The sequence below is a fragment of the Tenacibaculum aquaeponti genome (assembly GCF_052084715.1).
Taxonomy (GTDB): Bacteria; Bacteroidota; Bacteroidia; order Flavobacteriales; family Flavobacteriaceae; genus Polaribacter.
Map to the genome: position 1 here is coordinate 1576914 of NZ_CP197288.1, position 15031 is coordinate 1591944.

The window sequence follows — 15031 nt, forward strand, 5'->3', positions numbered from 1 at the left end:
TATTTTGGGAGGAATGATAATTGTAATTATTTATCAGATTTACTCCACACACAAAAATGTAAATAAGCTAGTTAACCAAATTGAAGAATTAAAAGATAAAATAGACTATTTGCAAAACAAGAACTAAAAATCTTTTGATGAATTTTGAAAATGAAAACAGATTTTTTAACCGACTGTTATCCTCAATTTGAAAAAGAACTTCTTCAAGAAATTGAAAAGTATGCTCAATTGAAAACCTTTAAGGTTAATGAATTTATTGTAAAACAAGGACAATACATAAAATATTTACCTATAATTAAAAATGGATGTATTAAAGTATATTGCTATGAAGAAACAAAAGAATTTTTACTTTATTTCATAGAATCTGGAGAATCTTGTATTTACAGTTTTGCTCATGTAAACAATAATTCTAAAGCTGATTTTTCAGCAATTGCTGAACTAGATAGCACTTTATTATTACTCCCTATTGAAAGAGTTAGACTTTGGATTAAGAAATTTCATTCCCTAAACAATATTATTCTTAACAATTACCAAAAACACTATCAAAAACTCTTAGATTCAACAAAACAAATTATATGTTTTAATTTAGAAGATAGATTACTAAATTATTTAAGGGAAAAATCCGGAATATCTAAAACTAAACTTTTGAATATTTCTCATCAAGATATCGCTAATGATTTAGGAACTTCTAGAGAAGTTATTTCTCGCTTATTAAAAAATCATAAACTCTCTAACTTCATAAAGCAAGAAGGAAGACAATTAAAAATTTTATAAAGTAACATATATCACTGTTTTAAAAATACTACACTAATACTTTTGTTAACTATAATTTTAAAACACTACAACATGTTAGATCAAAAAGAAGTTTGGCTTAATACTCTAAAAACAAGTACACCTCAAGAAGGATTTGAATTAGCTATTAAACTTTCAAGAATGGGTGTAAAATCTACTCAACCTAATATAGAAATATTAAAAAGTTTAAGACCGAAATATGCAAATGATGCTTTAGGTTTAACAACTGCCTCGCAAGTTATTGCTCTAAATTTTCAAACTGTTTCTGCAGCAAATAATTATTGGAAATAAAACAATATTATACAAATAATTCTTTTTTTGATATTTACTCAGGAAAAATGAATATCTCAGTGAAAAAGTAGAAATACAAATAAAAAACTTAAATTAATATGAGCGGAGTTGAGAAATTTTAACTCATAAATTATAAAGCTTATAATTTCTCTCTCCCTTATTTACTTGTTAGTTACAAATCTTATATTTAATCGTTGTAATCATACAATGGAAATAAAACTTCAAGTAAATGACTATAAAATTAAACTTTCTCATTTTTTTAAACACGCTAGTTTTATTTATCTCTTGTTATGAACAAATAGATGAAAAACAAGAAAACACAAGCTAAATTAAAAAAGGTAATATAGCCTCTCAGTTTGGAAATAACATAATGGTTATTTATCAAGATAAGAAGAATATTTATTGGTTTGGTAGTTGAGACAAAGGGATTTATAAATATGATGAAAAAACATTACTTTATTCTCAATTTATAAGGATAGAAAAGGAGATCTTTGGTTAGGAACATACAAAAATGGAGCATTCAAATTCAATAATAAAACATTTGAAAAATTCACAATATAACCAATAAGAAAAGTTCAATAAAACAGATCAATATTTGAGATAAAAATTACAAACAACTTGAAATTAAAATATAATACATTCTTAGGAACAACAAATGAAAAATTCCATTTAGATTTTTGTTCTGTATCTATAGTTAATTATAACAAACCTGTTTCAGAAGAATGGCACTCTCATGAAAACATACACTTATCATTAATTCTACAGGGAGGGAATTTAGAATCTCGAAAACAAAATGAATCTCAAGTTTCTTCAGGAAAAATAATAGCTTATAATGAGGGGGAAATTCATAGAAATAGATTTACCGCATTCCCTTCAAAAAATCTTAATTTAGAATTTGAGAATAGTTTTTTTTCTAAAAATGATTTAAATTTTAATGATTTAAAATTATTAGACAACAAAAATGTTGAAGCCTATCTTGAATTAATAAAAATCTATAACGAGTTACATGTAAATGATGAGTATACTATAGATTCAATTAAACTATCCTTAAAATCTATATTTTCTAATAAAAAAACATCTCCCAAAAAACCCGATTGGATAAAATATCTGAAAGAAATAATTGAAGATCGTTGGAATGAATTTATTCCCTTAAATGAACTTGCTCTGATTTTAAATGTACATCCAGTAACAATTTCTAAATATTTTAAAAAATACTACAATGGTTCTTTAGGAGACTACATGAGAAAAATCAAGGTTAAAAAAGCACTGCATTATTTATTTCACACCAACATGTCTATTACAGAAATAGCTTTTAAATGTGGCTTTTCAGATCATAGTCATATGATTAGGATATTTAAATTATACACCGGATATAACCCTAAAAGTATTCGGAAATTTTAGTTTTTAAAAAAGAGGCTAATTTCATTCTATTTTAAAAAAAACAAGAGACTTATTTTGCAATTAAATTTTTCATCAATTAATTTAATATCAATATAAGTATGCGAAACATCTTCTTTAACTCAAAGGGTAAAATACGACCGATATGGCGTTTATTTATTTTTTTGCTTGTTGTTTTTTTAATGAATATTCCTTTACAAATAGGGCTTCAAAAAATTTTAAACCAAAGTCTTTTAAGAGGTTATTTATCAGCCTCAATATATTTAGTATGCATTTTATTCAGCTTATTTATACAAATAAAATTTCTTGATAAATCTTCATTTAAGAAATACGGTTTAAATATTAATAAAATATGGATACAAGAATTTTTAATAGGAATCGTGATTCCTTTAATCCAATTATCTATATTTTCTTTACTAATGTATAGTACTGGTAATTTAAAAATTATCGATTTTTTCACTACTAACTCATCTGAATATTCTTTTGATTTTTCTTTTTGGGAGGGAATATTTTCTGAAATATTTGGTTTAATTATTGGAAGTAGCGTAGAAGAAATATTTTTTAGAGCTTTTCTATTTTATATCTTTTATGAAGCATTACAAACGATTAAAAAAGATCCTTTTAAAAGAGCTTTTATAATACTCTTTGCTATTGCTCCTTTGTTTGGTCTTGCACATATTGAAAATGAAGGTGCAACTACAATCTCAACTATAAACCTTGGACTTGATGCAATAATAATGTGTTTACCATTCTTAATAACAGGAAGATTAGGTATGTCTATTGGCATGCATTTTTCATGGAATCTTCTACAAGGCGTTATTTTTGGCTTTGCTATTAGTGGTAATATTGCTAAAGCCTCAATAATTAGCGTAGAAATGCCTAACAATTTACTAACAGGAGGAATTTTTGGACCAGAAGGGAGCATCATATTTGTTCTATTAGATATAATAGCTCTTATTTTAATTTTATACTGGAAACGAATTAAAAATTATAATAGTTTCATAAATCCGTATATCATAAAACAAAATTCTAAATGAGATGATAGTCTTTCAATTCGAAAATTGAATTATAAATAACATAAAACCTAAGTAATAACTTTAATTACCTTTAAAAGAGCCTATTAACTTAATTTCAAAAAAAATCTTAATAATAAAGAAACTATAACTTTATATTTACAGAGCTAACTACAATTCATTTAGAAACGATTCTAATTTCAGGCATTACTATTAAATTTATATAATAAATCATATTAAAAAAGTAACATAGAAAAAACAAAATCTTAAAAATGAGAATTAAAAAAACAATAACATTATTTTTTTTATCATTAATATCACTTTGTATAACTTGTTGTAACCCCAAAGAAAAAAGTACTAAAGAATCATCGCCAGCAAATAAGACAGCCTCAATACAAGGAACTTGGAAATTAATTTCAGGAACAACAATAAAAGGTAAAGATACCATAGTAACAGATTATACTAAGGGACAAGAAATGATAAAAATCATAAATAAAACACATTTTACTTTTTTAAGGCATGATTTAAAAAAAGGAAAAGATAGTACTGCGATATTCGTTGCAGGTGGAGGGAAATATTCTATTAAAGGTAAAAAGTACATCGAAAATCTTCAATATTTTAATATAAGAGAATGGGAAGGAAATACTTTTGAATTTGAGTATACAATAAATGTTGACACATTGGTAACACAAGGAATTGAAAAAATTGAAGAGTTAGGTATAAACTATTATAATATTGAAAAGTACCAAAGAATTAAAAATTGAAATTAAATAAACTCTATATCTGTTTTTTAAATAAAAACATCTAATTAACTCAAAATTATTGTCTACAAAAGCAAAAATGAATCTAGTAACAAATTTTATAAAAAAAATAGATCAACAAAATTTATGGGACAATGAATTGGTATTAAACCGTAATGAATATTTAAAAGTTAAAGGTAGTATAGATACAAACCTATATTTTATTGTCAGTGGAAGTTTAAAAATATATGTAGTAGAAGAATTTGAGGAAAATATAATTAGGTTTGGTTATACAAATAATTTTATTGCCTCTTTAGATTCTTTTATTAATGAAAAACCTTCAGATTTATACATTCAAGCAATAAAAAAAACAGAACTGAAAGTAATTAAAAAAACTACATTCATGAGCTTTATTGAAAGCTCTACAGAAAACACAAAAACGTGGCACTTAATACTTCAAGATTTAATATTACAACTCATGGAACGAGAAAGAGACATTTTAACTTCTTCTCCAAAAGAAAGATACAAAAGAGTTTTAGCCAGAAGTCCACAATTATTTCAAGAAATCCCTAATAAACATATAGCTTCTTACCTAAGAATGACACCAGAAACATTATCTAGAATAAAAAAATCTTAATTTAAATCAATGTTTTCATAAATAGAAATAATGATTTTTGAGAAAAAAACAATGGTAATAAACTCTGAAAAATTAATCACAGATTTAATAGGAAAAACTAAAAAAAACATCAAAACTGCCGAAAAATTCAACAATCTTCATATCGAAAAATTAAACTGGAGATTCGATAAAAATAGTTGGAGTATTTTAGAATGTTTTGAACATTTAAATTTATATGGAGATTTTTATATCCCTGAAATTCAAAAAAAAATTGATAGCTCGACAACTAAACCTAAAGAGAATTTTAAATCTGGAATTTTAGGTAATTATTTTGCAAAAAGCTTGCAACCAAAAGAGGAACTTAATAAAATGAAAACTTTTAAAGATAAAAATCCTATTGGGAATGAATTAAATAATCATACTATAGAACGTTTCATTTTACAACAAGAACAAATATTAAAACTTCTAAATAAATCAAAAAAAATCGATTTAAATAAGATAAAAACAGCAATAAGTATATCAAATTTAATCAAATTAAAAATCGGAGATACATTTAGAGTTCTTATATACCATAATGAAAGACATTTAATACAAGCTAATAATATATTATTAAAAATTAATTGTTAAATAATATCTTTTCTCTAATATTGATAAAATTAAAAATCAATAGAATACTTATTTAATGAAAAAGGAAATAGAATACTATTTTGACATGTTCATGCTGCAATTCCCACATATGAGTTTAGAAGCAAGAAAATTCACTCGTTCAATTTTAAAAATAAAAAAATATGACAAAAAAGATTTTGTTTATAAAAATGGTGATGTACAAAAAGAAATAGGTTTTATATGCAATGGCCTTGCTAGAAAATATTATATAGATGATAAAGGAAATAAAATAACAACAGGATTTATAAACGAGAAAGAATACGCTATAGATTACCCTTCTTTTATTAGACAAATAAAAACAAAATATTACATAGAATGTTTAGAGCCATCTATTCTAGTAGTCTTATCTTATGAGAAACTTCAAGAAGCTTATTCTAAATATAAAGATAGCGAGATGTATGGAAGGCTTGTTGCAGAACAAGTTTTAATAAGAGAAATTGATAGAGTTGAAAGTTTCTTATTCGAAACAGCTGAAGAACGTTATTTAAATTTCATTAACAAAAATAAAGATATCATTAATAGGATTAGCCTAACTCATTTGGCTTCTTTTCTAGGTATAAAAAGACAATCATTAACTAGAATACGCAGCAAACTTTCAAAAAAATAATTATGACACTTATGTGTCAGGTTCAAATTAAAATTAATTTTCATTTTTGAAGTATCAAATATTAAATACAATTAAAGTGAAATCAAATATTATTCAAAAAGCCTTATTAGTCTTAATTTTATTGATATTGTCTATAGTTTCTAATGGACAATATGCTGTCTTTTTCGCCATATGGTTTTTTACAGCTCTATTACTCTTTGCTGTTAGAAAATTAAATAGATGGCAAGGTTTTTTACTCGCTTTTTTAGTTATAGGTTCAGGTTATTATATTGGATTTGATGTAGTTCCTTTTTTACCTGTTACAATATCACTTATTATTTCTATTATTTTTAGTGTTTTTGCTAGTTTACCTTATTTAATTGATTCCTTTTTTTCTAAAAAGAGAGATTCTTTTTTAAGTACATTAATATTTCCTACATCTGTAGTTATATTAGAATATTTGTATCATAAAATTAATCAATATGGAACTTGGGGACATTTCGCATATTCTCAACAATCACAACATATTCTACTACAATCTATTTCTATTTTAGGAATGGGATACATTACTTTTCTAATTATGTGGTTTGCATCAGTTAGCAATTGGATATATGAGCAAAGAAGCAAAAAAGAAAACGTAAAAAAAGGAATCCTAATATATAGTTTAGTTATTAGTATAACCTTTATATATGGCGGTTATCGTACAAATTTTCAATCAAGCAACAATAAAACTGTAAAAATAGCATCTATTTCTGCATTAGATAATCTCGCAGTTAGTTTTGATATAGGCGGATTTAAAAAACAAGAAACAAAACATGAAACTAGAACTGAAGCTAAAAAACAAACCACAAAATTAAATCAATATTTATTCGACAAAAGTATTGAAGAAGCTGAAGCTGGAGCCAAAATAGTTTTTTGGGCTGAAGGTAATGCTGTTATATTAAAAGAAGACGAACAAAATCTCTACAAAAAAGCAAGTTTAGTAGCTTCTGATAAGAAAATTTATTTAGGATTAGGTCTTGCAGTTATCAATCATACTAAAGCGAAATTTCTTGAAAATAAATTTGTTGTTTTTAACCCAAATGGAGAAAAGGTTATTGATTATTGGAAAGGCATTTCTGTTCCTGGAGCTGAAGCCCCTATTAGTGACAATAAATATACAGGAATACAAAAAATAGAAACAGAATATGGGATCATCGGTGGAGCAATTTGTTTTGACCTAGATTTTCCTAATTACTTAAAACAAGCTAAAGGTTCAGATATTTTCTTAGCTCCAAGTAACGATTATAGAGAAATAGATCCTATTCATACAGATATGGCAAAATTTAGAGCCATTGAACAAGGGTTTAACTTAATACGACAAACTAGTAATGGTTTATCAATAGGAACTGACTATACAGGAAAAGTAATTAGTCAAATGGATCATTTCACTGATAATAAAAAAATATTAATAACTCAACTACCAACAAAAGGAGTAAAAACTATTTACTCGAAAATAGGAGATTCATTTATTGCTTTATGTTTCTTAATATTAATTTCAGTTATTATCTTACTAAAAAGGCAACCTCTAAAAACTAACTAAAAAATTATAACAAGTAACTAATAAGATATTATTTGGACTTACCTCCTACTTTAGTATATTAAAATTTAATCGAAAATAAATCAGTAACTTTCTCAAAATACATCTATAAAAGTACTTATAGTAACTAAAAACAGAAAATGCTAAGATTTATATACACATGCTTAATCTTAATTTTTACAATTTCATGTAAAACAGAGAAGCACAAGGTAACAACTAAGAACAATGAAATCATTTCAGATATAAATACTGAAAAATATATATCTTTTATTTCAAAAATTGACACAGTTTTTAATTCTAATGCACCTAAAAGAATAACAAGAAATATCAAATTAGATCATGAAGGAAATCTTTTAATTGCTGCTTACGACGATATCATTAGATATAATGGTAAGTCTTTTACTCGATTGAAAAAGCCAAAAAAATTAGAAAGTTGGTATGCTTTTGATGTTTTAGAAGATCGTAAAAAAAACATTTGGATTGCAAGTGATCAATTAGGAGCATTTCGTATAGATTCTAAAACAGGAACTGTAACTAATTTTACAACGAAAAATGGTCTTGGGCATTTGAGGAACATGTGTATTTATGAAGATAAAGCAGGAAATATATGGATAGGCGGACAAGGAGGTTTAAGTAAATACGATGGGAGTCGCTTTGTAAATTTTACAACTGAAGATGGTTTACCTCATAATGATATCAATACTATTTTAGAAGATACTAAAGGAAATATTTGGTTTGGTACTAGAGGAAATGCAGGATTTTATGATGGCAATACTTTTTCCGAAATAATAAATAATGAAGGAAAACCTTTTTTTAATGTATGGTCTATAATTGAAGATAATTCTAAAAATATTTGGTTAGTAGATAGTAGTGGTTTATGGAAGTACAACAACAACTCTTTCAATTATGAATTATCTGATGTATGGAAAATTTATGAAGATATTAAAGGTCATTTTTGGTTTACTGGTATGCCTGAAAAAGGAGCTTCTAGCCTAAAAAAAACAGAGATCAATTCTATTACAGGTCAAAAATTAAAACTAATCGATATTTTCAAATCAGAAAAAATGCTTTTCGGTATAGTAGACGACAAAAAAGGGAATTTATATATAGGTGGAGGAAATGGAATTTGGTTATACGATGGAAAAACTATAAAATATTACACCGGAATAAAAATAAACAAATCTACTAGATAAAAAATAATGAAAAACGATTTCACATTTATAAAAACAAATAGAAAATTCATCAAAATAAAATTTGAAGAAATTGCTTACATAAAAGGGTTAGGCAACTATGTCGAAATCGTAACGATTAACAAACAAAAGTACATATATTATAAGTCATTAAAAGAACTTATAGAAAACCTACCTAATGAATTTTTAAGGATTCAAAATTCTTATATAGTAAATCTCGTTACAATTGATTCATATCAAGACAATCAAATTGTTATTGGAGAGTTCAAAATTTCAGTAGGAAAATCGTATCGTGAATGTTTAAAAGAAACTATAGAAAAACTTTTATTATAAACATAACAAAATACTACTTCTAAATAAAAAGTACATACAAAGAAATAGAAATATTGTTATTAAAAAGAAGAGTAACTTTTTTTGAACTATTGTTTAATAAAAAAATAAAAGTATGAAACCTGTTATTCAATTAATAATTTTAATTTCACTTCTTACAATGTCAAATAACACAATAAATGCGCAAACAAAGTATCCTTTACAGAAAGATGTTTCAACAATTTCTGGATTAATCAATGCTACTTACGAAGTAGTTTCTGGACTTAAAGGAGAAAAAAGGCAATGGGAAAGAGATATTTCATTACATCACCCAAAAGCTATTTACTCTTATAAAAACAATGATGGTTCACAATTAACCATTTCTGTTAGTGATTTTCATAAAGAAACTCAAGAATTGGTGATAAAATCTGATTTCATTGAATATGAAATAAATAGAGAAGTTAAAATATTTGGAAATATTGCTCATGTTTGGAGTACTTATGAAACAAAGTTTAAAGTTGATGGCCCTGTTGAAAGAAGAGGCATAAATAGTATACAATTAATTTATGAAAATGAAAGATGGTGGATCATCTCTTGGGTTTTTGATAAGGAAACAAACGAAAATAAAATTCCTAAATCTTATGATAAAAACTAAAAAAAGGAAATGCAAACTGTTGAAGAAATTTTAAAACTCAAAAAAGTAAAAAATACAGCTGTTCGTTCTATTGTATTAAAACATCTATTAAATCAGCAAAAAGCACAATCTTTAAAAGACATAGAAACTGCTTTAATACATACAGACAGAAGTTCTATCTTTCGAACTTTAAAAACTTTTCAAAAAAACGCTATAATACATAGTATTGAAGATGGTTCGGGCACAATAAAATACGCTGTTTGTGCTGAAGGATGCAACTGTGAACTTGAAGATTTACATTACCATTTTTATTGTTTAAACTGTGATAAAGCTTTTTGCCTTTTTGAAATTCCAATACCAAAAATAAATCTCCCTAAAAACTTTAAACAAACGCAAGCTAATATGGTTATAAAAGGTTTTTGCGACAAGTGTAGTTAATAAAAACTTTGCAATGGAGTTGCACGAAAAGCAAGATACATTTGTAATATATTTTAAAACTATATTATGAAATTTTACACTTCCATTCCTAAAAAATTAAAACCATATTTTAATAATGAAATAAAAAAATATAAAATCGAGTATTCTAATAATCATTTAGAAAAAGCTTGGTTTCATTTAGAAAGAGCTCATATAATAGGCCAAAAATTCCCTTTTCAACATACTTATGTTCATTGGAAAATGTTAGAATTCGGCTTTAAGATTAAAAGTTTAAAAGAGATTAAAGGACAAATTTTTCGTTTAATTTTTGGAGGTATCAAATCATTTGTTGGTAAAATCCCAATTGGTAACCCTGGAGGTTCAAATGTTTCAGCATTACAATCATTTCCAATTGATGAAGATTTGCATATTATTTTCACTAAAGCTGGAATTAAAATATAAAAGCTATTGAAATGTATAAAACAGTTTTTAAAATAGCTAAAATGGATTGTCCGTCAGAAGAAAATCTAATCCGATTAAAATTAAATCATATATCTGGTATTGTCAACTTAGAATTTGATTTAAAAGACAGAAAACTAACTGTTTTCCATAATGAAAAAACTGACCTCATTGAAAAGTCTATTATTGAACTTAAACTTGGCGGGAAAAAAATTTCTACTGAACAAACAAATCAGATAACGTTTAAAAAAAAATCAAGTCAACGAAAGCTACTCTTTACAATTCTTGGGATAAATTTTATTTTTTTTCTAATTGAAATGACATCAGGAATAATCTCTAAATCAATAGGATTAATAGCAGATAGTTTAGATATGCTTGCCGATAGTTTTGTTTACGGAATCAGCTTACTTGCTATTGGTAAAAGTATACTAAGAAAAAGATTCATTGCCAAAGTTGCTGGATATTTTCAAATCATTCTTGCCTTTATTGGACTCGTAGAGGTTTTAAGAAGGTTTTCAGAAGCAACAAATTACCCTAATTATACCACAATGATAATTATTTCTTGTTTCTCTTTAATTGCAAATGGAATTTGTCTCTACCTCTTGCAAAAATCTAAAAGTAAAGAAGAAATACATATTAAAGCAAGTCTTATTTTCACCTCAAATGACGTAATAATAAACTTAGGAGTTATTTCTGCTGGCTTTTTAGTTTACTGGCTTAACTCTAATAAACCTGATTTAATTATTGGAATTATAATTTTTACTTTAGTAATAAGAGGAGCTATTAGAATATTAAAACTTTAAATAACATCTATGCTTTAAAAAAAAGATAGTTTCTATTTTTTTGTATTAGCAGAAAAACTTATTAATAAATTTATATTGAAAAACACCATTGAAAACATCTGAACGTATCATGAAACTATTAAACAAAGTTATTTATACTCTTATTATAGTTACATTTATTTCATGCAAAAAAGAAGCTAAGTTAAATTCTGATACAGATTTTATTAGTAAGTTAACTACTTTAGAAAAATTTAAAAATCATGAAAAGAGAATAGATTCTTTAAAAAAAACAGGAATGAAAATAGATATCAGTTTTAGTATTGTACAAAAATCCTTTTTCCCTGAAGATACATTAAAGAATATTTCTATAGCATTAGTAAATGAAAATTTTGGATTTGCTTCTAATCCTCTATTTATTGTTAAATATGATAATGATATAAAAGAAATTATATCAGTTAAAGATAATTAACAAAAATGAAATCCATTTTGAGCTTATAACATAACGAAAAATGACGACAATTACATTACCTGATGAATTTCAATCTGAAAACTCACAATCTATTCAGATTTTTGATTATCAGAATTCTCAAGAAATATTAAAACAAGAAATTATTTTAAATCAAAATACTTTTAGTTTTTTATTAGATGGAATCAAGGAAGTGTTTTTTGATAATACTACTTTATCAATTAATAAATCAGAATTCTTAATTATGAAATCGGGGCATTGCTTAATGACAGAAAAACTTTCTGAAGTTAAAAATTATAGGAGTTTACTTTTATTTTTTTCAAATGAAATACTCTTGAATTTCATTCACAAAAATAACATTGATCCTAAAAGGTTTTCAAAACAAAAGTCTGTCTATTCTTTTAAATACGATGATTTTATTCGAAGTTTCGTAAAAAACCTAGAAGATATTTCAAAACTTTCTAATCCTGTAAAAAATAAATTACTTCAACTAAAACTAGAAGAAATCTTAGTATATCTAACTGAAATATATGGTACAGATTTTCTATTTTCTCTGACCATAAATAGCGATAATATCACTCAAAAATTCATGAAAACTGTAGAAAGTAACAAACTAAACAAATTAACATTAAAAGAGTTAGCTTTTTTATGTAACATGAGTATATCTACATTTAAAAGAGAATTTGAAAAACATTATTCAGAGTCACCTATTAAATGGTTTCAAAATAAAAGATTAGAACACGCTAATTACTTACTTCATAAAAAACGCAAAAATCCATCTGTAATTTTTAATGAAGTTGGTTATGAAACTTTATCAAGTTTTATACAAGCATATAAATCCAAGTATGGGGTCACTCCTAAACAACATCAAAATAATTGAACTTTTGTCAACACTTTTTGAACGTTTCTCTAAATTAAAAAAGAGATTATAAATTTAATTTTGTCTTTGTAATTTAAAAAACAATTAGATGAAAACAATAAATTTATTCGTAGTATTATTTTTTCTAATTTCAACAACAACCTATGCTCAAAAAACCTTTACCCTATCTAGTGATGATTTAGGTGGTGAGGCTACTAAAGCTCAAGAATTTAATGGATTCGGGTGTTCAGGAGAAAACCAATCACCACAATTATCATGGAAAAACGCTCCAGAAGGCACAAAAAGCTTTGCTATAACAATGTACGATCCTGACGCTCCAACTGGTAGCGGATTTTGGCATTGGGTAATGTTTGATATTCCTGCCGATGTAAATGAATTGGTAACAAACGCAGGAATAACTTCTCTTAAGTTAGCGCCTAAAAAAGCAATTCAAAGTATTACAGATTACGGAATTAAAGGCTTTGGTGGTCCTTGTCCACCGAAAGGACATGGGTTTCACCAATATATCATTACTATTTACGCATTAAAAACTGACACTTTAGGACTTAATGAGAACACAAACCCTGCTGTAGTTGGTTTTTATCTTTGGAATCAAACATTGGCAAAAGCTAGTATTATTGCATATTATAAGAGGTAAAATTTAACCAAGCAAAACATAAATTGCGATTTGAATATAAACTCGAATCGCTTTTATAGTTTAAAAATCGTGTTCTTAAATCAAAAAATAACTAAAAAACTTGAAAAGTCTCATATAAGAATAATAAGGAATTAAAAATCAGCTATTATTAGGTTTAGTATTTAGCCATAATTACAATTTTATGGTAGTATCTCATAAACTGTGTAAGTTTTAAAAATATCGGGGTTGAATTCAACCCCGATATTTTTTTTAAATAATTAATTTTAAAATTTTACGCAAAGATGAAACCAGAAGATTTATTAAACGATGACTTTTTAAAACAATTCAGTAACGGTTCAGAATTAACTAGTTTTCTAGAAGAGCTTCATAAACGTGGTATAGAAAAGATTCTAGAAGGAGAATTAGATGCTCATTTAGACTATGAAAAACATAAGAAAAGTAGCACTGGGAATGTTCGCAACGGATATTCTAAAAAGAAATTAAAAACCTCACTAGGCGAAACAGAGATACAAGTTCCTAGAGACAGAGAAGGCAGTTTTAACCCTATGCTTGTCAAGAAAAGAGAAAGTACCTCTGATGGAGTTGAGAATATCATCATATCCCTATATGCCAAGGGAATGAGTACTAGTGACATTGAAGATCAAATAAAAGAACTTTACGGTTTTAATATCTCTAGTTCTACTATATCTCGAATTACAGATAAAATCACCAATGATATAATAGCTTGGAAGAATAGACCATTAGAAGCTACTTATTTAATTGTTTGGATGGATGGTATTGTTTTTAAAGTTAGAGAAAACTCTAAGGTTATCAATAAAACCATCTATATGGCAGTAGGCTTAAGAACAGATGGTAAGAAAGAAGTGCTAGGCTTATGGTTGGGTAAAAATGAATCGTCTGCTTTTTGGATGACCGTATTAACCGACATTAAAGCTAGAGGAACTCAGGATATATTGATAACAGCTACCGATAATTTAAATGGCTTTACTGATACTATAAAAACAGTTTTCCCTAATTCTACTACTCAAATATGTGTAGTTCATCAAATTAGAAATTCTTGTAGATATGTCGTGTGGAGAGATAAAAAAGCTTTTACTCTTGACATGAAGCAAATCTACACAGCGCCCACTAAAGAAGCCGCTAAAGCAGCTTTAGAAGACTTTAAAATCAAATGGAACTCAAAGTACTCTTATGCCATAAAAAGCTGGGAAAATAACTGGGATGAACTTACGGTGTTCTTTGACTTCCCTGTTGAAATTAGAACTATAATTTATACCACAAACCTAATCGAAAATCTAAATGGGAAAATTAGAAAATACACCAAAAATAAACTCTCATACCCAACAGATGAAGCTGTAATTAAATCTGTGTTCTTGGCTTTAAGACAGAGTACAAAAAAATGGACAATGCCCGTTAGAAACTGGGGGATTATTCTTAACCAGTTTTTGGCTATATTTGAAGACAGGATTAAGATTTAAAACCTTAACCCTGATATTTTGAACTTACACACTTTTTGGGATAGTGTCAATTTTATCATGATCTTTTCATACTTTAAAATTTTAAATTTTGCGGACTT

Annotated in this window: 20 protein-coding genes; all 20 read left to right on the top strand. The window is 26.3% G+C overall.

Annotated elements, in window-relative coordinates; all coding sequences use genetic code 11:
* Positions 1-150 precede the first annotated feature (150 nt).
* The 20 genes from ACSIGC_RS06900 (at position 151) to ACSIGC_RS06995 (ending at position 14933) form a co-directional block, all read left to right on the top strand.
* On the top strand, positions 151-774 hold the full coding sequence (locus ACSIGC_RS06900) for a Crp/Fnr family transcriptional regulator (protein ID WP_442267397.1): 624 nt from the start codon (positions 151-153) through the stop codon (positions 772-774).
* Between the two features lie 72 nt (positions 775-846).
* Positions 847-1083, top strand: a complete 237-nt coding sequence (locus tag ACSIGC_RS06905; protein ID WP_442267398.1) for a hexameric tyrosine-coordinated heme protein — start codon at positions 847-849, stop codon at positions 1081-1083.
* Between the two features lie 450 nt (positions 1084-1533).
* On the top strand, positions 1534-1644 hold the full coding sequence (locus ACSIGC_RS06910) for a two-component regulator propeller domain-containing protein (protein ID WP_442267752.1): 111 nt from the start codon (positions 1534-1536) through the stop codon (positions 1642-1644).
* 57 nt (positions 1645-1701) lie between these two features.
* Positions 1702-2484, top strand: coding sequence for a helix-turn-helix domain-containing protein (locus ACSIGC_RS06915; RefSeq protein ID WP_442267399.1), 783 nt, complete (start codon positions 1702-1704; stop codon positions 2482-2484).
* Positions 2485-2861: 377 nt separating this feature from the next.
* Complete coding sequence (locus ACSIGC_RS06920) at positions 2862-3518, top strand: CPBP family intramembrane glutamic endopeptidase (RefSeq protein WP_442267400.1); 657 nt, start codon at positions 2862-2864, stop codon at positions 3516-3518.
* Between the two features lie 248 nt (positions 3519-3766).
* Positions 3767-4258: a hypothetical protein gene (locus ACSIGC_RS06925; protein WP_442267401.1), complete on the top strand. Its 492-nt coding sequence runs from the start codon at positions 3767-3769 to the stop codon at positions 4256-4258.
* Between the two features lie 76 nt (positions 4259-4334).
* Positions 4335-4871, top strand: coding sequence for a Crp/Fnr family transcriptional regulator (locus tag ACSIGC_RS06930; protein ID WP_442267402.1), 537 nt, complete (start codon positions 4335-4337; stop codon positions 4869-4871).
* Between the two features lie 30 nt (positions 4872-4901).
* Positions 4902-5477, top strand: a complete 576-nt coding sequence (locus ACSIGC_RS06935; RefSeq protein ID WP_442267403.1) for a DinB family protein — start codon at positions 4902-4904, stop codon at positions 5475-5477.
* Positions 5478-5532: 55 nt separating this feature from the next.
* A complete protein-coding gene (locus ACSIGC_RS06940) occupies positions 5533-6123 on the top strand; it encodes a Crp/Fnr family transcriptional regulator (protein ID WP_442267404.1) in 591 nt (196 codons plus the stop codon).
* A 76-nt stretch (positions 6124-6199) separates the two neighbouring features.
* A complete protein-coding gene (locus ACSIGC_RS06945) occupies positions 6200-7684 on the top strand; it encodes a nitrilase-related carbon-nitrogen hydrolase (protein WP_442267405.1) in 1485 nt (494 codons plus the stop codon).
* A 137-nt stretch (positions 7685-7821) separates the two neighbouring features.
* Positions 7822-8874: a ligand-binding sensor domain-containing protein gene (locus tag ACSIGC_RS06950; RefSeq protein ID WP_442267406.1), complete on the top strand. Its 1053-nt coding sequence runs from the start codon at positions 7822-7824 to the stop codon at positions 8872-8874.
* Positions 8875-8880: 6 nt separating this feature from the next.
* On the top strand, positions 8881-9204 hold the full coding sequence (locus tag ACSIGC_RS06955) for a LytR/AlgR family response regulator transcription factor (RefSeq protein ID WP_442267407.1): 324 nt from the start codon (positions 8881-8883) through the stop codon (positions 9202-9204).
* A 112-nt stretch (positions 9205-9316) separates the two neighbouring features.
* Positions 9317-9835 (top strand): hypothetical protein, encoded by a 519-nt coding sequence (locus ACSIGC_RS06960; RefSeq protein ID WP_442267408.1) that lies wholly within the window; start codon positions 9317-9319, stop codon positions 9833-9835.
* A gap of 9 nt (positions 9836-9844) precedes the next feature.
* The gene (locus ACSIGC_RS06965) at positions 9845-10252 is read left to right on the top strand and encodes a Fur family transcriptional regulator (protein WP_442267409.1); all 408 of its coding nucleotides are present in this window, start codon (positions 9845-9847) and stop codon (positions 10250-10252) included.
* A 66-nt stretch (positions 10253-10318) separates the two neighbouring features.
* Positions 10319-10693, top strand: a complete 375-nt coding sequence (locus ACSIGC_RS06970) for a DUF3703 domain-containing protein (RefSeq protein WP_442267410.1) — start codon at positions 10319-10321, stop codon at positions 10691-10693.
* A gap of 11 nt (positions 10694-10704) precedes the next feature.
* Complete coding sequence (locus ACSIGC_RS06975) at positions 10705-11493, top strand: cation transporter (protein WP_442267411.1); 789 nt, start codon at positions 10705-10707, stop codon at positions 11491-11493.
* 109 nt (positions 11494-11602) lie between these two features.
* A complete protein-coding gene (locus ACSIGC_RS06980) occupies positions 11603-11941 on the top strand; it encodes a hypothetical protein (protein WP_442267412.1) in 339 nt (112 codons plus the stop codon).
* A gap of 40 nt (positions 11942-11981) precedes the next feature.
* Complete coding sequence (locus ACSIGC_RS06985; protein WP_442267413.1) at positions 11982-12818, top strand: helix-turn-helix domain-containing protein; 837 nt, start codon at positions 11982-11984, stop codon at positions 12816-12818.
* Positions 12819-12906: 88 nt separating this feature from the next.
* Positions 12907-13455 (top strand): YbhB/YbcL family Raf kinase inhibitor-like protein, encoded by a 549-nt coding sequence (locus ACSIGC_RS06990; RefSeq protein WP_442267414.1) that lies wholly within the window; start codon positions 12907-12909, stop codon positions 13453-13455.
* Between the two features lie 281 nt (positions 13456-13736).
* The gene (locus ACSIGC_RS06995; RefSeq protein WP_442265948.1) at positions 13737-14933 is read left to right on the top strand and encodes an IS256 family transposase; all 1197 of its coding nucleotides are present in this window, start codon (positions 13737-13739) and stop codon (positions 14931-14933) included.
* The last annotated feature ends 98 nt before the right edge of the window (positions 14934-15031 follow it).